At 37.6% G+C, this 18,743-nt stretch carries 15 protein-coding genes, 1 pseudogene and 2 riboswitches; all 16 genes and pseudogenes read left to right on the top strand.

The features are described from left to right. A complete protein-coding gene (locus ACKU4N_RS11250; RefSeq protein ID WP_321316422.1) occupies positions 1 to 672 on the top strand; it encodes a hypothetical protein in 672 nt (223 codons plus the stop codon). Between the two features lie 120 nt (positions 673 to 792). Beyond that, positions 793 to 2,016 carry a DUF4857 domain-containing protein gene (locus ACKU4N_RS11245; protein WP_321316421.1) on the top strand — a complete coding sequence of 408 codons (1,224 nt, stop codon included), beginning with the start codon at positions 793 to 795 and terminating at the stop codon, positions 2,014 to 2,016. An 11-nt stretch (positions 2,017 to 2,027) separates the two neighbouring features. After that, complete coding sequence (locus tag ACKU4N_RS11240) at positions 2,028 to 2,555, top strand: hypothetical protein (RefSeq protein WP_321316420.1); 528 nt, start codon at positions 2,028 to 2,030, stop codon at positions 2,553 to 2,555. Next, a complete protein-coding gene (locus tag ACKU4N_RS11235) occupies positions 2,539 to 3,093 on the top strand; it encodes a PepSY-associated TM helix domain-containing protein (protein ID WP_124993651.1) in 555 nt (184 codons plus the stop codon). Before ACKU4N_RS11240 ends, ACKU4N_RS11235 begins: the two co-directional genes overlap by 17 nt. Positions 3,094 to 3,360: 267 nt before the next feature. Continuing rightward, positions 3,361 to 3,545, top strand: a riboswitch (cobalamin riboswitch). A 105-nt stretch (positions 3,546 to 3,650) separates the two neighbouring features. Then, on the top strand, positions 3,651 to 5,804 hold the full coding sequence (locus tag ACKU4N_RS11230) for a ribonucleoside triphosphate reductase (RefSeq protein WP_321316419.1): 2,154 nt from the start codon (positions 3,651 to 3,653) through the stop codon (positions 5,802 to 5,804). 29 nt (positions 5,805 to 5,833) lie between these two features. Then, positions 5,834 to 6,544: an anaerobic ribonucleoside-triphosphate reductase activating protein gene (locus tag ACKU4N_RS11225; protein WP_321316418.1), complete on the top strand. Its 711-nt coding sequence runs from the start codon at positions 5,834 to 5,836 to the stop codon at positions 6,542 to 6,544. A 307-nt stretch (positions 6,545 to 6,851) separates the two neighbouring features. Then, positions 6,852 to 7,065, top strand: a riboswitch (cobalamin riboswitch). Between the two features lie 132 nt (positions 7,066 to 7,197). Then, complete coding sequence (locus tag ACKU4N_RS11220; protein ID WP_321316417.1) at positions 7,198 to 9,426, top strand: TonB-dependent receptor; 2,229 nt, start codon at positions 7,198 to 7,200, stop codon at positions 9,424 to 9,426. Between the two features lie 99 nt (positions 9,427 to 9,525). After that, positions 9,526 to 11,040: a PepSY domain-containing protein gene (locus tag ACKU4N_RS11215; protein WP_321316416.1), complete on the top strand. Its 1,515-nt coding sequence runs from the start codon at positions 9,526 to 9,528 to the stop codon at positions 11,038 to 11,040. Continuing rightward, complete coding sequence (locus ACKU4N_RS11210) at positions 11,033 to 11,926, top strand: sirohydrochlorin cobaltochelatase (RefSeq protein ID WP_321316415.1); 894 nt, start codon at positions 11,033 to 11,035, stop codon at positions 11,924 to 11,926. The genes ACKU4N_RS11215 and ACKU4N_RS11210 overlap by 8 nt, the downstream gene beginning before the upstream one ends. A gap of 2 nt (positions 11,927 to 11,928) precedes the next feature. Continuing rightward, complete coding sequence (locus ACKU4N_RS11205) at positions 11,929 to 12,630, top strand: hypothetical protein (protein WP_321316414.1); 702 nt, start codon at positions 11,929 to 11,931, stop codon at positions 12,628 to 12,630. Between the two features lie 100 nt (positions 12,631 to 12,730). Next, the gene (locus ACKU4N_RS11200; RefSeq protein ID WP_321316413.1) at positions 12,731 to 13,777 is read left to right on the top strand and encodes an ABC transporter substrate-binding protein; all 1,047 of its coding nucleotides are present in this window, start codon (positions 12,731 to 12,733) and stop codon (positions 13,775 to 13,777) included. A gap of 5 nt (positions 13,778 to 13,782) precedes the next feature. Beyond that, entirely contained in the window at positions 13,783 to 14,823 is a 1,041-nt protein-coding gene (locus ACKU4N_RS11195) for a FecCD family ABC transporter permease (RefSeq protein WP_321316412.1), read from the top strand. A gap of 9 nt (positions 14,824 to 14,832) precedes the next feature. Beyond that, positions 14,833 to 15,876: an ABC transporter ATP-binding protein gene (locus ACKU4N_RS11190; RefSeq protein WP_321316411.1), complete on the top strand. Its 1,044-nt coding sequence runs from the start codon at positions 14,833 to 14,835 to the stop codon at positions 15,874 to 15,876. Between the two features lie 393 nt (positions 15,877 to 16,269). After that, positions 16,270 to 16,845 carry a transposase gene (locus tag ACKU4N_RS11185; protein ID WP_321316410.1) on the top strand — a complete coding sequence of 192 codons (576 nt, stop codon included), beginning with the start codon at positions 16,270 to 16,272 and terminating at the stop codon, positions 16,843 to 16,845. Next, positions 16,839 to 17,482: pseudogene (locus ACKU4N_RS11180) on the top strand (fructose-bisphosphatase class III). The gene ACKU4N_RS11185 and the pseudogene ACKU4N_RS11180 overlap by 7 nt, the downstream one beginning before the upstream one ends. Before the next feature lie 521 nt (positions 17,483 to 18,003). Continuing rightward, the gene (locus ACKU4N_RS11175; protein ID WP_321316409.1) at positions 18,004 to 18,735 is read left to right on the top strand and encodes a DUF6261 family protein; all 732 of its coding nucleotides are present in this window, start codon (positions 18,004 to 18,006) and stop codon (positions 18,733 to 18,735) included. Positions 18,736 to 18,743: the final 8 nt, after the last annotated feature.

Below are 18,743 nucleotides of genomic sequence, written 5' to 3'. Positions count from 1 at the left end.
ATGATAAGAGCATTATTATTTAAAGAATGGAAAAAAACCAAATGGTTTGCCATAGGTGCATTTATTGCCGGAGTAATTCTTTTGACATATCTGTTTTTAAAACTAGGCAGGTCGTTTCGCATGGTAGGTTTAGAACATCTTTGGGATGTAATTGTAAACAGAGATCAGTTTCTATTCCGAGATTTAAAATTCTTTCCTCCTGCGGTCGGATTTTGTTTGGCTTTAGCACAGTTTGTTCCTGAAATGGTTCAAAAGCGAATCAAGTTAAGTTTACATCTGCCATTGTCCAATCGTAAAATTGTTTTCACAATGTTAGGATTTGGAATGACATTGCTGATGATAATTTTTGCGATGCACTTACTAATACTTCTGACATTCTCTGGAATTTATTTTCCTGTGGAAATAACCGCGAGCATGATATATACTTTACTGCCATGGTATATTGCCGGATTAGCGGCTTATGCAATGATGTCATGGATTTGTTTGGAGCCAATTTGGAAACGAAGGATCTTCAATACTTTAATCATGTTTGCAAGCCTTCAATTGTTTTATCTGACCGATTTCCCCGGAGCATACAGTTTTATAGTGTTAAGTGTTGTAATTATTCCATTTTATGTCTTACCGTTTGGCTACTTCTCGGTTCAACGTTTTAAAGTTGGAATTCAGGATTAATATGTTCGCTTTTAATAGATATGAAAAAAGCATGCGAAATTTAATGATTCAATTATTCACACAAGAGAGTGATTAAATATTCATGAGAGTAGTATGCTGCAACTGAGAAAATAGAAACGCATGAAAAATAGATATTCAATAAATTATTTAATAGTTATTTTAGGCACCCTGCTATTAGCATGGTTGTTGCCTAAATCTTATCATCTGGTTACCGATACAGCTTCAAAAAATATATTTACTTATTATAGTTCTGTTGACAAAGCTTTCTGCACCATCGATTTTGAAGATAAGGAAGAACGTTTGATTCGCAAAAACATGAATACCAATAGAGTGTATTCTGAATTAGAATTCGACAGTATACTACCAATGTTTTATTCCAGACAATTAATGGCAGACGGAAGAATGCCCAAAAGTATTCATGGCAAGCTTATTAATCCAAGGGAAGTGAATTCTAAGAAATTCTTTTTTAAAGTAAATCCTACTGATAAAAATAAGCCGCACATTGGTCTTTATACTTTGTTTGAGTCCATGTCGGGACGAGTTAGAATTGAAATGCCTGGTGATGTTTTTCGTTTAAATTCTAAAATTGAGTTTATCAATCCCGAAACCAATCGGGTAAATGAAGAAAAAAGTCAATGTTTTAATAAGATTTTTGAGAAAAGAGGTTTCCGATTTCCTGCTAAAATGGCAGCGGGTAATCCATCAACCAGAAAAGCCTACGATGAAGGCTATTTTATTATCGATAATGACGATCAGATTTTCCACTTAAAAATGGTGAATGCAATGCCTTTTTTGAGGAAAGTTTCTTTACCTGCAGGTGTAGTTCCGGAATACATTGCAACAATGGAACCAGACGACAGAAGCTTTTATGCCTTTGTATTTGATACAAATAAAAGGCTCTACATTATCACAACTGATGCTTACAAACTACAGGAAATTCCAACATCAGCTTTCGATATCAATAAAGATCAATTGTTGATTATGGCGAATCCTTTGTTCTGGAATGTCAATGTAATATCATCGAAAGGGAAAACAGTTTTAGCTCTTAATGCAGATACAAAACAGGTGGTTGATGAAGTAACATTTAAGCAGGATATTACAGAATCTGCTTATAGTAAATTTATTTTACCATTCGCAGTTGGATTTACAAATGCCAATACCAAATACATCAAACCTATGGTTTATTTTGGATCTTATTGGGTATTGCTAACCAATTTACTATTGACATTGGTATTTGTTTTCATTACGAGATATCGGAAACAAAAAATACAATTGTTTTCAGTGGTTTGGATTGCAATTACAGGTATTTATGGTTTTATCGTAAACATTATATTTAATCGTTAAACAATTTAGAAATGAAAAAGTTAATATTTACAGCATTTGTTGCTTTAAGTGTATTGGTTTCTTGTAATCAAATCAATAAAAAACAGGCACTAAAAAAAGAAAATGAGAAGGAACATGCCGCTAAAACCATTGCTCAGATAATGGAAACAGCAGAGCAGAATGTAGGGAAAGAGGTTTATTTTGAAGGAATAGTAAAACATGTATGTGCTCATTCGGGTCGTAGAGTGATATTACTGGATGAAACAGGTAAACTGTCGTTAAGAGTTGAAGCTACGGGAGATATTAAGGGTTTTAACCGGGAATTATCAGGTTCTACAATTGCGGTTAAAGGAACGCTTCAAGAGAACCGTTTATCTGAAAAGTTTATTAACGATTGGGAAGTAAAAGTAAAGGCTAAAGAAGATGCCGAAGAAGGGGGAGAACATTGTGCCTCAGAAATGACAAATATTAATCAAATGCGCGAATGGATGAAAAAGGCAAATAGAAATTTTTATTCAGTTTATTTCGTAAACGGAACTTCGTATGAAATTGTGGAATAGTAAAAAGTTGAATAAAAGCATAAGGTCTCTGCATAGAGATCTTGGCTATTTATTTATAGGATTAACCTTGATTTATGCTGTGTCGGGAGTCTTATTAATCTTGAAAAAAAATGAGAAAGATCCTTCGTATCAGGAAATAGTTTTGGAGAAAAAAGCTAAACCAAATTTAAGTCCAAAGGAATTTAAGTTATACTTTCAAAACCATTTTAAAGACTTGCCAAAGTTAACACAGGTAATTCCGGCAAATGGAATTTATAATATCTATATTAAAGGTGGGTTGGGAGAGTATTACCCTAATAACGGTAAGGTTTTACTAACAACATATAAAAAGGTGCCGGTGTATAAGTTTGTGAATGATATTCACTACAATTCAGGCAAAAGGTTTTCATCAATAGCCATTATTTACGCAATTGTATTAATCTTTTTTGCCATTTCCGGAGCTGTTATGGTGAAAGGGAAAAATGGATTTAAGAAAAGAGGCATTTGGTTAATGATGATTGGTTTTATTATACCTGTACTTTTGTATTTTTTCACTTAGTTTGTACTTAGACAAATTCGTATTTGAAGTTTTTCTTTAAGATAAATTCAAAAAGTAGGATACAAATTGGTTCGCTTTAAATCCCATTTTTAAGATGAATTCTCAAATACTTCCTTGCATAGTAGTAGATAAATTCAATTTACTGAGCTTTCTTTATTGAGGATATTCTTTCCTGAAAAAGAATTGAACCGTGTTTCTTCCTCTTTCATAGCTTGTTGACCAGTAACTGTTAATAACTCAGATTGATTATCATATTTTTTCTTCTTACTATTGTGTTGATTTATAGGTTCCGAAAGGAATAATAGGGAATCACGTTTAATTCGTGAGCTGTCCCCGCAGCTGTAAATCCTCATATTTTTGGTTTCTGAAGCCACTGTTTTATCTCAACTAAAATGGGAAGGCAAACCAAAAGAGGACAAGCCAGAAGACCTGCCTGTAATGATTATTCGTAGCTTTCGGGAGAAAGGCAGAGAATGAGGATACACAATTAAATGTATCTTCCTATTCTATATTTTCCTCAGAAGCTATCATTTTTTTCAAAATCAAAAAACAATAAAATGAAAATGAATGGTAGTGTATCCGAATCTCAAATTCGGAAAAGAAACGGTCAGGTTGTTAAATTCAAGCCTGATAAAATTAAAAATGCAATCAATAAAGCATTTCAGGCAGTAGGTGAAGAACGCGTTGAACTAATCGAATTTTGTGTCAGTCAGATCATGAAAGAGATTGATTTTTCGGGAATTCCCAATGTGGAAGAAATTCAGGATTTGGTAGAGAAAACACTATTCAGATATGATTTGTTTGAAGTTGCGAAGGCATTTATTTTATACCGGAAACAACATGAGTTGGCTCGCGACACCAAGGAATTATTTTCCAATTTAAACTTGGTTGACGATTATTTGAATCTTCAGGACTGGAGAATAAAAGAAAGCGCGAATTCGTCATATTCTCTGCAGGGATTGAATCAACATATTTCGACCATTGTAAGTTCACAATATTGGCTGAATAAGATTTACCCGCAGGAAATTGGAGATGCTCACAAGAAAGGAGCGTTTCACATTCACGACCTTGGATTCTTAAGTGTGTATTGTGTAGGGTGGGATCTGGAAGATCTTTTATTAACAGGTTTTAAAGGCGCATCGGGCAAATTGGTTAGCCGGCCGGCCAAACATTTTCGTACCATTCTCGGACAAGTGGTCAATTTCTTTTATACCATGCAGGGAGAAGCCGCCGGAGCCCAGGCATTTTCGAATTTCGATACCTTATTGGCTCCCTTCATAAGGTACGATCAATTGGATGAAAATCAGATTAAACAGGCTCTTCAGGAATTTCTTTATAATATGAATGTTCCTACCCGGGTAGGTTTCCAAACACCATTTACCAATGTGACCATGGATTTAAATGTTCCAAAATTTATGAGTGATCAGCCGGTAATTATTGGCGGCAAATTGATGAACGAAGTTTACGGGGATTTTCAGGTTGAGATGGATCTTTTTAATAAAATTTTTGCACAGGTGATTGAAGAAGGAGATGCCAATGGAAGTGTTTTTTCTTTCCCAATACCAACTTATAATATCACATCCGATTTTGAATGGGATAAACCAGCGTATGAAAACATTTGGAGAATTACTGCTAAATATGGAATTCCGTACTTTTCTAATTTTGTAAATTCTGATTTGTCGCCTGATGATGTGCGAAGTATGTGTTGCAGGCTGCGTTTGGATAAACGTGAACTGGCACGACGTGGAGGAGGTCTGTTTGGTGCAAATCCGTTAACCGGTTCGGTTGGAGTGGTAACTGTAAATTTACCTCGTTTGGGCTACGAAGCAAGTAACGAAGCCGAATTTTTTAAGCGGTTGGAGCATCTGATGAATTTGGCGAAAAATAGTCTGGAGATCAAACGAAAAATGATTGAAAATTTAACGGAAAAAGGATTGTTTCCTTATTCAAAATTTTATTTGCGTCATTTGAAAAACAGGAATGGCAAATTTTGGCAAAATCATTTTTCAACAATAGGCATTGTTGGAATGAATGAGTGTTGCCTGAATTTTATTGGAAGTGATTTGGTTTCGGAAGAGGGAAATGCTTTTGCGCTTCGGATTTTTGATTTTATGAAGCAAAAACTGGTTAGTTTTCAAGAGGAAACTGGTAACATCTATAATTTGGAAGCGACTCCGGCCGAAGGAACAACCTATCGTTTGGCTCAGCTTGACACCAAAACTTACGATGATATAATTGTTGCCAATCAGGAAAACTTCCGAAACGGAGCAGCACCTTATTATACCAACTCTTCGCAGCTTCCGGTTGCATATACCGATGATTTATTCGAAGCTTTAACATTGCAGGACAAGTTGCAGACGCAATATACCGGAGGAACTGTGTTTCATACATTTATTGGAGAAAAACAGCTTTCTGTTGATGCCGTAAAGTTGTTGCTGCAAAAAATAACCAATAATTATCGTCTCCCATATATTACCTTATCACCTACATTTAGTATTTGCCACGAGCACGGATACATTTACGGAGAACATGAATTGTGTCCTAAATGTGCTAATTCCGGTCAACGGACGGAATGTGAAGTGTTCTCAAGAATTGTTGGTTATCTGCGTCCTATACATCAGTGGAATGATGGTAAGAGACAGGAATTTAAAGAGCGAAAATTATTTGACAAAAAGGCTCATGTTGAGGAAGAAGAACAGGTCGTTTGCTAGCTGATTTTTCACCATCTTAATTTATTTCAATGCAAATATCAGGATTTATAAAGAACAGCTTAATTGATTATCCTGGAAAGGTATCTTCGGTGATTTTCACTCAAGCTTGTAATATGGCATGTAGGTTTTGTCACAATTGGGAGCTGATTTCGAAATATCACCCCATGGGAGATTCAGTTGGTGAAACTGAGGTGTTGAATTATTTAAAAAAAGCGAAGGGATTTATTGATGCCCTTGTTATTACCGGAGGTGAACCAACTGTTCAGTCAGATTTGGTCGCATTTATACGTAAAGTGAAGGAATTGGGACTATTTGTAAAATTAGATACGAATGGGACCAATCCCAAGCTTTTAAGAATTCTGATGCAGCAGAATCTGATTGATTATGTGGCAATGGATTTGAAGACTGTGCCTGAATTATCTGCATATAAAGGAATTGTTGGAAATCAGTTTACAGAAATTCAACTGATGAATGTGAAAAAGTCGATTGCTATTCTCAAAGATTCGCCGATTGATGTTGAGTTTAGAACAACACTGATTCGTGAGTGTCATTCCGAAGCCGATATTCGTAAAATGTGCGAAGTGCTTAAAGGAGATTACAAATACACTTTACAGTCGTTTTCACCCGTAAAAGTATTGGATTCATCTTTTGCAAATTATTCAGGCTATACTCATTTGGAGGTAGAGGAGATTATAAAATCCAACCATGATTTAAATGGTAATATTAGCCAGATTGGTTAATTGATATAAGTTTTTTTAGTTTGTGGTTAATCCCCTGCCAAAGGACATACCTTTACGGCAGGGGATTTAACTAATTGCCAAAACTAGTCTATTTCGATTAAAACCTGATTGGACATTACACTATCGCCATATGTCATGACGTTTTATTTAATACGTTTGTTTGGTCTGTGATAAATGTACTGCTGTAGACAATTGATTTGGTGTTTTAATAATAACATAAAGGTTTCAATTCAAAATTGGGACTATATTATGCTGCAAAACACTATGTATTTATTTTTTGTCAAAATGATATTTTAAATATATATGATACATTTGTATCGATTTTGGTGTTCTGCTCAGACTATCGTCTGAGGGAATGAAAAGGGAATCCGGTGAGAATCCGGAACAGTACCCGCTACTGTAAATCTCATTTTGTCATGTGCAAAATATGGTTTTTACACCGCAAGCCACTCTCAGAAATGGGGGGAAGGCTGTAAAAACTGAGATAAGTCAGGAGACCTGCCAAGTCGTAACTAAAGAACATTTTGCTTCCGGGAATCGAAGTATATGTATTGAACTTACGCGCGTGTTCGGTATTTATTATTCCAATTTCTTTGTTTGTGTAAACATTTGGAGGCAAGATGTAATGTTTTAAAATTAAAAACAAAACGATCATGCAGTTTAAAAATTACATTTTGATTGGCCTTTTTATATTGGTAAGTCAGAGTTTAGTTGCTCAGGTGGGGACATTGTCCGGAGCAGTTACAGAAAAGGACGGGATAAATCCTTTAATTGGTGCCAATGTTTATTTTCATGGAACAACCATAGGAGCCGCTACCAACAGCGATGGGTTTTATTCGTTTCGAAACTTAAAGGTGGGAGAATACGAAATTGTTGTTTCCTATTCGGGATATGGAAGAAAAAAAGAAATCATCGAAATTAAGGAAGGAGCAAATACTATTGATTTTCAGTTGAATAAATCCGAGAGAGAATTGGGCGAAGTGGTTGTTACAGGTACCGGTACACCGCATCATTTAAAAAGTGCTCCCGTTCAAACGGAATTAATCAGCAGCAAGATGGTGAAGGCTGTTTCGGCATCCGGATTTGATGATTTAACGACTGGAATCAGTCCATCATTTGATTTTACTCCGGGCAGCATGGGAGCTTTTATGCAGCTAAACGGTTTGGGGAACGATTACATTTTGGTACTTGTTGATGGAAAAAGAATGTACGGAGATGTTGGAGGTCAGAATGACATCAACCGCATTAATCCTGATGATATTGAACGAATTGAAGTGGTTAAAGGTGCATCTTCATCATTGTACGGATCGGAAGCCATTGCTGGTGTAATTAATGTGATAACCAAAAAATCGAAACGAAAAATCTACGCGGAAAGCAATTCCCGCTTAAGCGAACATGGAAACAGACAGTACTTCAATAAAGTAGGTTTGAATTTAGGGCGTTTTTCATCTCTTACAACTTATTCCAGAAAGGAATCGGACGGGTGGCAGCTAAGCAAGTTCGAAATTGACGATGATATGGGTAATGATGATCCATCGGATGATGTACTTGTTGTTACAAATGCTAAACAAGTGAATGCATTCGAAGATTACACCATCAGTCAGCGCTTTGATTTTGCCGCAACCAATAAATTAAGCGTATATGCAATGGGATCGAAATACGAGAAAGATGTACTGCAGCCAATAACAGTAAAAAAATATGGTTATTACTACAACGATTTTTCTTATTCGGCAGGAGCCAAGTACCTAATTAATAAGAAGGACTACATCACTTTAGATTTTAATTCGGATCAATTTAAATACTATTACAAATACAATCAGAATGATATCTCTTCAAAATCAGGGAAAACACTTCATTCAATAAGAGAAAAAGTTCTTAATACGGATCAAAAACGCGAAGATGTAAATCTAAAATATGTTTTTAGTCTAAAAAAGGCACATCAATTTACATTGGGAGGAGAATACGTAAACGAAAGCCTGAAATCGGAAGGTCGGTTGGTTAATGCCAAAGAAGATGCTTATACCCTTTCTGCATTTGCTCAGGATGAGATCAAACTAATTAAGAACCTCTCTTTGGTAGCTGGTGTTCGTTACGTAAAACACAAAGAATTTGGGAATGATTTTACGCCAAAATTATCCACACTTTACAAATTCAACAATTTTAATTTTAGAGCCACTTATGCAAAAGGTTTTAAGGCTCCAACATTAAAAGAGTTGTATTATCATTATGAAAAAGCAGGGAATCTCTATTTGGGAAATACCGATCTTGATGCGCAAAAATCGGATTATTATTCTTTTTCGGCAGAATACATTGTTTCCAAATTATCGCTTAGTTTATCGGCCTATCAAAATAGTGTTGATGATATGATTGCCTACCAAACAGTTGAAACGAGTGTTGCAGATAAAGCCGATGGAATTAAAAAAACACGTCAGCATTACAACATTGGAGAAACAAAATCACAAGGAATCGATTTTCTTTTTAATGTGAAAGTTGGCGGAGGCTTTACCCTTGGCGGAGGATACTCCTATGTAGATGCCATGAATGAGACAGATGACATTCGTTTGGAGAATGCAGCTCAAAATTATGCCAATTTCCGTTTGCTGTATGACAGAAACTGGAAAGATTATGCTTTAAATGTAAGCTTGATTGGCAGAATTCAGGATGAGAAATTTTATGAAGGTGAAAAAAATGCCGACGGGTACAATTTATGGAAACTGACAACCTCACATCGTTTTACAAGTGCAGGAACATCTCTTGAAATAACTGCCGGAGTTGATAATATTTTCGACTACGTAGATGACAGTCCGTACGGATCTCATTATGGTACATTAAATCCGGGACGAACCGTATTTATTGGCTGTAACATCAAGTTTGCAAAATAGAATACACATTTATCTGCATAAGGCAAATTCCCTGAACTGTTTAAAAATTAGAAATTCCTGATCAGGGGATTTGCTCTTTGCCAATTTTGATACCCTATCATGAGCAGATTTAAAAATATTATCCTCCAAATTCACAATCTATCGGGAAGTGTACTCAGTCTGATGTTTGTGATTTGGTTTTTATCAGGTTTTGTCCTGATTTTCGCAGGTTTTCCTCATGCTTCAAAAGAGGAAAGGTTTCTGCATCTGTCTTTTTTAACAAAGTCTGATTTTGATTCCATTCAAGCTCCTTCGGAGAGTTTTACAGGCGAAATAGTATTAGAGAAAATGAATGGAAATCCGGTTTACAGAGTTTATTCCGGAAGAAAATCGCAGAAAGTATACAATGCTGTTTCTTTGAACGAAAGTGAAAAAACAACAAAGAAAGAGGCAGTAAATTTAGCGGAGAATTTTACGGGTGCTAAGCTTCAATCAGTTGAAAAGATTGAAGAATTAGATCAGTGGATTCCTTGGGACTACTACAATCCCTTACTTCCTATCTACAAGTGTTATTTAAACGATAAGGATCATACACGGATTTATATTTCAGAAAAAACAGGCAGTATCATTCAGGAAACAACAAGAAAAAGCCGTTGGGCCGCACGATTGGGAGCCATTCCTCATTGGATTTACTTTAAATCGCTGCGTCTGCAAAAAGGACTTTGGTTGAAGGTGGTGGCCTGGATTTCTTTTCTGGGTATTCTGGTAAGTATTACGGGTTTAGTGGCAGGCTTTATTCGTTTGAAGAAGCGAAAGAAAAATTCACAGTGGACAGAATTTAGTCCGTATAAAAAGTTTTGGTACAAGTGGCATCACATTACAGGTTTTCTGTTTGGCTTTTTTGTATTCACGTTTATTTTGAGTGGTTTTTTCTCTGTTGTAGATATTCCCAAAAGTCTGGTGCCGGTACATGCAAAAGTTTCTGCTAAAAAAGTATGGAATCAGAAAACTGATGTGAAACAGCATGCAGCAATATCAATGTCTGATTTATGGAATGCAATTGAGGGCAATAAACCGATCCGGAAAGTAGTTTGGAAAACCGTTATGAATCAAGCCTGCTTTTGGGTGTATCGGGATCAGTTTGAATTACCGGATGTGTATGTTGCCACAGCTGATGGTGTTTTTGCAAAACCGGACTATTCAGAAAAGGAAATCAGCAGTTGGTGCAAAAGTGCATTTGCAGGCACCAATTACGATCTAAAAGAGTTGAACGAATTTGATGCTTACTATCAAAAATCCGGGATGTGGAAATGCCCTTTGCCGGCATGGCAATTGAATTTGCACGATGCCGATCATACCTGCATGTATATTCATCCGAAAACGGGAGAAATCATCAAAAGCTACAACAGCAACGACAGAGGACGCCGTTGGTTGTACAAATCTCTGCACACTTTGGATTTCCCATTTTTAAAACAACACGAATGGTTAAGAAAGTTCTTGCTGTTATTCCTTTCGTTGGGAGGAACCGTGGTAAGTGTATCAGGCTTTGTGTTGGGAATAAAATGGATCAGGAGAAAAGCTAAAAAATCACTGCCGGCAAGATTGAAACCGATTAAAATAAAATCCAATGATTAAAAAATATCAGTTCAGTAAATTTTTAAAGACAGGCTTGTTCCTGCTCCTAATAACATTTTCATTTATGGCTGCTGCACACACACAAAAAGCGAATAAAACAGGAATTCTATTGGTCTCCTTTGGCTCCAGTTATCCCGAAACCCGGGCAACCTTTCAACACATCGAAGCGGAAGTGAAAGCCACGTTTCCAGATTTGGAAATACATTGGGCTTTTACATCAAAAATAATTCGCAATAAACTTCGCTCACGCGGCGAAACTATTGATTCGCCTGCCGAAGCTTTGGCCAAAATGGGAGAGGAAGGTTTCACAAATGTCGCGGTTCAGTCTTTGCATGTAATTCCCGGAGAAGAATATGAAAATTTGAAAACAACGGTGGAAGCATTTTCGGGGATGCCAAAAGGAATTGATCAGGTTCAACTGGGCAAACCTTTGCTGTATCATCAAAATGACATTGAAAATCTAGGCGATGTTTTGCTGCAAAACTTACCGGAAGGAATGGTGGAAGGCGATGTTGTTGTTTTTATGGGGCATGGCACGCATCATCCGGCAAACGTATATTATCCGGGAATGCAGTACTATTTATGGCAAAAACATTCCAATGTATTTCTGGCTACAGTAGAGGGATATCCTGAATTGAATCAGGTGATTGAGAAATTGGAAACCCGAAAGGTAAACAAAGTATGGTTGCTTCCTTTTATGACCATTGCCGGCGATCATGCCCGAAACGATATGGCGGGTGAAGAGGAAGAAAGCTGGAAATCAGTATTGGAAGCCAGGGGATACAAAACAGAAGCAGTTTTGAGAGGAATGGCAGATCAGGATGATGTTGTCCGTATTTGGATTGAACATCTGAAAGAAGTACTAATCGAACTTAAATCAAAATAAGAATGATGAACTTTTTGATCCTTTTATTGTCTTTTACTTCGATACAAGAAAAGGCAGTAACGAAAGAATATCAATTTATAGGATGTGGGCAATATACCTATAATGAAGAAGGTTTGTGTTCAGGAAAATTAAGTTTCGACAGCAAAAAAAGACTGAAAAAGAAAGTGCTTTATTTCTACGATGAGCAAGGAAATAAAATAAAGACGGAAAAATATAACGTGACCAATAAATTGATTACAGTCTATGAATATCAATTTAATGAGAAGAAACAGAAAACAAAGAGCTCTAAAATAGATCACCTTAAGAATAAGGTAAGCAGTAAACGTTATACTTACGATGACAAGGGAAGAAATATTAAAACAGAATATTATTCTAATAAAACATTGTTAAAAACGGTGAAGTACGCATTTAATGAATTTGGTCATCAGATTGAATCCACAACTTATAATGCTGAAGGAAAGCAAACCTCTTTGTTTTACACTGAAAACAAGTATGATAAAAATGGCAGATTAAGTGAGAAGTACACTCGCGATACTAATGGGAAGTTGGTGAAGTTGAATCATTACGATTACAATAAAGAATCTCAAAGAAGCACAAGTTTCACTTATTATCATTCAGGGAAAAGGCCCAATTCCAAACGGATTTACGAATATGATTCCAATGGACGAAAAGTTGGTTTTATAAAATATATTGTAATAGAATAGAAGTATTATGAGAAGAACGATGAAAAGATATTATTCCATTTGTTGCTATTTATTAGTACTCTTATTTGTATTGACTTCCTGCAATCAAAGTTCAAAAAAAGTGGACTCAAGGTTTATACAAAAGTATCAGAAGAAGGATTTAGAGTATGCTAAAGGCTTTGAGATTTTTAATTCCGATAAGGATCAGGTTCTAAGAATTTATAATGGCAAAGCGAATGATTCAACTTATCAGGAATTTAAATTGGTGAGAGAGAAATTGGCAGGAGATAAGAGTCCGAATACCATTCAGGTTCCTTGTAAAAAAATCATCTGTTTGTCGTCCACTCAACTGACCTACTTTTTTGCATTACAAGATATTAACCGCATTGTGGCAACCAACAGCAGCCGGCACTTGTTTCACGAAGGCATCAACAAGCGAATAGAAGATGGAAGTGTGAAACGGGTTGGAAAAGAGGGGCACTTTAATACCGAATTGATTGCGGGTTTAAATCCTGATTTAATTATTGTTTCTCCTTACAAATCGGGTGGTTACGATGCCTTGAAAAATCTGGGCATTCCTTTGGTTCCTATGGCGGCTTACGATGAAAAATCACCGTTGGGGAGAGCCGAATGGGTAAAAATGATTGCCCCTTTTGTTGGAAAAGAAAAGCAGGCCGATTCTTTGTTTCAGAAAATAGCCTTTCGCTATGATTCCCTTAAAACCCTCACTGAAAAAGTGAAAATACGACCAACAGTATTCTCAGGAAAAATGAAGTCCGGAACCTGGTATGTGCCGGGAGGCAAAAGTTTTTATGCCAATTATTTCCGCGATGCAGGAGCCAAATATATTATTGAGGACGATAAACAAGGAGCATATCCTTTGGGTTTCGAAAGTGTTTACACCAAAGCTGCCAATACCGATTTTTGGCGGATTCTGGTTCCCGAACCCTTAGGTTTCGGGCGCAAATCACTGATTGAGCAAGATGTACGCTATGCCGATTTTAAAGCCTACAAAAAAGGAAATGTAATCATGTGCAACATCAGAGAGAAACCCTACTATGAGCAAAATGCCATGAAACCGGATGTGATATTGGCAGATTACATTCATTTCTTTCATCCCGATTTGCTGCCCGATTACAAACCGGAATTTTATGAAGTTTTAAAGTGAATCCTATGACACCTATTTTTCAGAGAAAATCAGTTCTTATTCCTTTATCTCTTGGTCTTTTATTGATTTTGATTGCCTTAAATCTGGCAATGGGATCGGTCAATATTCCTATTGCCGGGGTGGTTGATATTGTAACAGGAAAAGGATCATCCAATGTAATTTGGGAGAACATTCTGCTGCGAACCCGGCTGCCGCAAACCATAGTTGCCTTAGGTGCAGGTATGGCTCTTGGAGTAGCCGGACTGCTGATGCAAACACTTTTTCGAAATCCTTTGGCAGGACCTTCGGTATTGGGAATTTCTTCGGGATCGAGTTTGGGAGTTGGCTTTGTGCTTTTGGTGGCAGGGCAGGTTTGGGGATTTTCGTTTTCCCGATTGGGCATTTGGGGCGATTTAGCAATAATTACAGCCTCGTTGGGAGGTGCTTTTGCTGTTTTAGCTTTGATCCTGTTCATCTCTCATAAAATTGGAGGCACCTTGAGTGTGCTTATCATCGGAGTGATGATTGGTTATCTGTCTAATTCGGTGGTGGGTGTATTGAAATTCTACAGCATGGAAGAAGATGTGCACAACTATGTAATATGGGGATTGGGCAGTTTTTCGCGCATGTCGGTTGACCGGGCTTATTTGTTTGCGATGATTACCATTGTACCCTCCTTACTTGCTTTGTTTTTAAGTAAATCGCTGAATTTAATGGCTTTGGGCGACCGGTACGCCAGCAATTTAGGTTTAAAGATCAAGCGGGCACGCTTGCTGATCATTTTATGTGCAGGAACATTAACTGCTATTGTAACTGCCTTTTGCGGTCCCATCATATTCATTGGCATGGCCGTTCCGCATCTGGCAAAACTGGTATCCCGCACAAGCAATCATTTATATTTAATTTGTAATGCCTGCATTTTAGGAGCTGCAACAGCATTGCTTTGTAATTTGCTGGCCCGTCTTCCGGGAATGGAGAGTGAATTGCCTATTAATTCGGTAACTGCCTTTATTGGCGCACCGGTTGTTATCTCAGTAATCTGGAAAAAACGCAAAGAAAATTTTTAGCCCTTTAGCATGAATAAAAACCTACTGCACATTAGAAATCTTTCGATAGGTTACGGCAGCAAAATTGTGGCCGGCAATTTATCAGCCATTATTCCGTCAGGAGAATTAATTTGCCTGTTGGGATCAAACGGAACAGGAAAAAGTACTTTGATGCGAAGTATTTGTGGCTTTCAGCCTGTTTTAGGAGGTTTAATTCTGATTGACAATCAGGAAGTTCATCAATTGAACGAAAAGGAGTTGTCGAAACAGATTGCAGTGGTGTTAACCGATAGAGTTGTTGTTCCGAATGCGAATGTGCAGGAATTGGTAGGTTATGGCCGCAGTCCTTACACAGGGATGCTGGGACGATTGAACGCAGCAGATAAAATTATTGTTGCTCGTGCTATGGAACAATGCGGAATTGCACACAAGAAAGACAGCTTGTTGACTTCTTTAAGCGACGGAGAGAGACAAAAAGCTTTTATCGCCAAAGCTCTTGCTCAGGATACGCCGCTGATTATATTGGACGAACCAACTGCTTTTTTAGATTTGCCTGCCAGAGTTGAGATCATGCAGTTGTTACGGGATATTGCCAATACATCCGGAAAATCCATTTTAATGTCGACCCACGATCTGGATTTGGCTTTGCAGCTATCGGATCGCTTGTGGTTGCTGCAAAATGGAGGTCCTTTAATTACAGGTAGTCCGGAAGATTTACTGCTTAAAAATGCCTTTCAAAAAATGTTTCAGCACAAAGGAATTGTGTTCGACAATAAAACAGGCTTGTTTAAAGTGATGCACACGCAACACTCACAGGTAGCAGTAAAAGGTCATGGATTCGAATATGTTTTACTTCGGCGGGCCTTATCCCGAAAAGGAGTTAGGCTTGTAAAAGCAAATCCGGATGACTGCAACCGCCTGGAGGTGAATAAAGATGCCCCAAAACCATTTTCCTTGTATGTCGACGACCAGTGCATACAGTCTGAAGACTCTGTTGAAGTTTTTGTGAATCGCGTATTGGCTGCAAAGAGTTTGCTTGAGGTACAAAGTGAATCACGCGTACTGTCTGAATAAACTAAAATTTTGCTTCCCGTTTAGAATTGCTTGAAAATGAGATTTCTTTTGTCTCATGAATGAACGCTTTGTATCCCTTACTTTTCTTTTAGCCCTGTATTTTTTCGCGTTTTGCTGAACTGCAGCAATTACTTGAAAAATCGAATCTAATAAGGTTAATATTTACATATTTTGTTATTTTTGAAAACAATCAAAAATTTCAGATTCCAATTTGGAATACAATGGATTCAAAAAAGGATTGTTACAAAAAAATGTTTGTGTAAGGTAGAGACGCCATGCTTGGCGTCTGAATTGTAAATGAAATTAAAGGATTCCATTCATGGCATCAGAAAAGGATAATAATTTATGAGACGCGAAACACCGCGTCTGTACATCATAAATAAAATTTAGAAAATGGCCGATAAATTTCAAAATAAATACCGCATACCATCCGCCCGATTAAAAGATTGGGATTACGGATCGAATGCCATTTATTTTGTAACCATCTGTACCCACCAACGCGAACATTATTTTGGGGAAATTACCAATGGAAAAATGATATTGAATGAAATTGGGGAATTGGCGCAATGTGAATGGATAAAAACACCCGAAATCAGACCCGATATGAATTTGGAATTGGGCGAATTTGTAATCATGCCAAATCATTTTCATGCCCTAATCACCATTGGCAAAAATAATTACAATACGGGTAAAGACGCGATGCATCGCGTTTCAAATGAAACAAAACTGTATTCAGACGCGATGCATCGCGTCTCTGCGTTTGGATCACAATCCAAAAATTTGGCATCAATCATTCGCGGATTCAAATCATCCGTGACCATCAACGGTCGAAAAATCAATTCCAATTTCGCATGGCAAACCCGGTTTCACGATCATATTGTGCGCGATTTTGATTCCTGTCACAGAATAGAACAATACATACAAAATAATCCAGGCAACTGGAAAAATGACGAAATGTATGAATGGTAAAGACGCCATGCATGGCGTCTGAATTGCAAATGAAATTAAAGGATACCATTCATGGCTGCATTCCCCTCGATGAAAAGGGAGATTTTAAAGAACTTACTTTACTGGGTGAAAAATACAAAGGGAAGGCCTTGTGCGATCAGTTCGATTTAATTTCCCGACGGGCTTATTTTAACCGCGAACATCCCGAAACAAGGAACAAAGACCGCGATTACATGTGGTATCTGTGGAGCGGGGCTTATTCGCCGCTTTTTGGCAAAAAGAAGATGGCCACTTTCGAACGATATTTTCTGAACGATACAGAAGTTCAAGTCCGGTAAAAGCAGAGGGAAAACTCTTTGTTATTGACGGAGGAATGTCGAAGCCCTATCAAAAGGTGACCGGTATTGCCGGATATACCTTAATTTATGATTCTTACAGTTTAATACTTGCCGAGCATACCTCTTTCGAATCGAAACACAAAGCCATACACGATGAAGTTGATATTGTTTCAACCCGAAGCATGATTGAGCATGCAACCAAACGAATCAGAGTGGGAGATACCTATATTGGAGCCAATCTGCGCCAACAAATTCTCGATCTGAACCGACTGCTCGATGCTTACAGAAAGGGAGTTGTGAAAGTGAAAAGTGTAGGCTAAATGAAAGTATATCGATCCAACCCAAAGCGAAATACAATCAATTGATCAGCCCTGTCAGGTCTCACTTTACCGGCTCTCACCTCCAAATCCCTGCAAACAGGCCGTTCCGTAAGGAACAGGATTCGTGCAGACTCCCGTTCATGTGCAAAGAGGGCTTCTGAAAAGCTGCAGACAGCCTTTTAGCGGCAAAACAGGTACCTGCGGAACTGCAGTATCGTTTTTAGTGGTAAAACAAGGCTGCAAACCGCTGCAGCTGGCCTTTGAGCCATAAAAAGGCTGTCCGCACTCATGCAGGTGGCAATTGGGCTGCAAAAGCAGCGTCTGAGTTTGTGCAGCCTGTCATTCAGTCATTAAAAGGGAGTGTGGGCTCGTGCAGATAGGCAAATAATGAAGAATTAGGAGAGGTGTTTAGTGAATTTTTGTTAAAAAGTAATTTATTTTATGCTTACTAAAATAAAATAGCATATATTTATGCTTCGGTTAAATAGATATCGCTGTTTTATTCATGTAAAAATTAAGAAATGATAAAAAAAATGTATTTTAGTTTGTTGCGGCTTAACGAATTGTTAGGCTATTTCAACGAAATTATCACTTACCTGATGGGTGCAGATCTGGAAGGTTTGCAAATCACCAGTCCGGTAGAAAAGCTGAACAACAAGGTAGGAGAGGCGCTTGCCGCAGCCAATAGAACCACGGCCAGCGGGTTTACCGAACGCATCCGTCAATTGGATAACAGAAGAGATGAATCATTCGTCGCTTTTAGAAATTTTATGGAGGCATCGACGCATCGCAGGGACGAAGCCATTGCAAATGCGGCGGAACAAATCTGCAGAATTATTAGAACTCACAATTGGAGTTTGTACAGCAGAGGTTATAAAATTCAGTCTGCAAAAATGGCAAGTTTGCTTAAGGAGTTGAATCAGGTCGAAAATCAAGCATTGATACTTCAATTGGAAGCGGCTTCCTGGTACAGTGAAATGTTGGAGGACAACAATGCCTTTAATCAGCAAAGCGAGGAAAAGAGCATTGCAAAAAATGAGGAAATAGATTACGACACGCAGGAAATATATAAAAGTGCACGACTTGCCTGCGAAGAGTTGTTTGAGGCCATAGAGGTGCTTAATCGTATTGCTCCGAACGAAAAATACAATGCGATAGCAAAGTTCATTAACGAATGCAATCAAAAATACCTGACAGTGGCCCGCTCAAGAAAAACCAAAAATGCGAATGCTGCAGAAGTAACAGAGGCTTAATAAAAAAA

The sequence above is a fragment of the Labilibaculum sp. genome, from assembly GCF_963664555.1.
In the GTDB taxonomy this organism is placed as follows: domain Bacteria; phylum Bacteroidota; class Bacteroidia; order Bacteroidales; family Marinifilaceae; genus Labilibaculum.
The sequence above is the reverse complement of the archived record's forward strand: the minus strand, read 5'-3'. Positions and strand labels throughout refer to the sequence as shown.

Coding starts and splice junctions, on each gene's coding strand:
- ACKU4N_RS11250 (WP_321316422.1), top strand. CDS start 1: ATGATAAGAGCATTATTATTTAAAGAATGGAAAAAAACCAAATGGTTT.
- ACKU4N_RS11245 (WP_321316421.1), top strand. CDS start 793: ATGAAAAATAGATATTCAATAAATTATTTAATAGTTATTTTAGGCACC.
- ACKU4N_RS11240 (WP_321316420.1), top strand. CDS start 2,028: ATGAAAAAGTTAATATTTACAGCATTTGTTGCTTTAAGTGTATTGGTT.
- ACKU4N_RS11235 (WP_124993651.1), top strand. CDS start 2,539: ATGAAATTGTGGAATAGTAAAAAGTTGAATAAAAGCATAAGGTCTCTG.
- ACKU4N_RS11230 (WP_321316419.1), top strand. CDS start 3,651: ATGAAAATGAATGGTAGTGTATCCGAATCTCAAATTCGGAAAAGAAAC.
- ACKU4N_RS11225 (WP_321316418.1), top strand. CDS start 5,834: ATGCAAATATCAGGATTTATAAAGAACAGCTTAATTGATTATCCTGGA.
- ACKU4N_RS11220 (WP_321316417.1), top strand. CDS start 7,198: ATGCAGTTTAAAAATTACATTTTGATTGGCCTTTTTATATTGGTAAGT.
- ACKU4N_RS11215 (WP_321316416.1), top strand. CDS start 9,526: ATGAGCAGATTTAAAAATATTATCCTCCAAATTCACAATCTATCGGGA.
- ACKU4N_RS11210 (WP_321316415.1), top strand. CDS start 11,033: ATGATTAAAAAATATCAGTTCAGTAAATTTTTAAAGACAGGCTTGTTC.
- ACKU4N_RS11205 (WP_321316414.1), top strand. CDS start 11,929: ATGATGAACTTTTTGATCCTTTTATTGTCTTTTACTTCGATACAAGAA.
- ACKU4N_RS11195 (WP_321316412.1), top strand. CDS start 13,783: ATGACACCTATTTTTCAGAGAAAATCAGTTCTTATTCCTTTATCTCTT.
- ACKU4N_RS11190 (WP_321316411.1), top strand. CDS start 14,833: ATGAATAAAAACCTACTGCACATTAGAAATCTTTCGATAGGTTACGGC.
- ACKU4N_RS11185 (WP_321316410.1), top strand. CDS start 16,270: ATGGCCGATAAATTTCAAAATAAATACCGCATACCATCCGCCCGATTA.
- ACKU4N_RS11175 (WP_321316409.1), top strand. CDS start 18,004: ATGATAAAAAAAATGTATTTTAGTTTGTTGCGGCTTAACGAATTGTTA.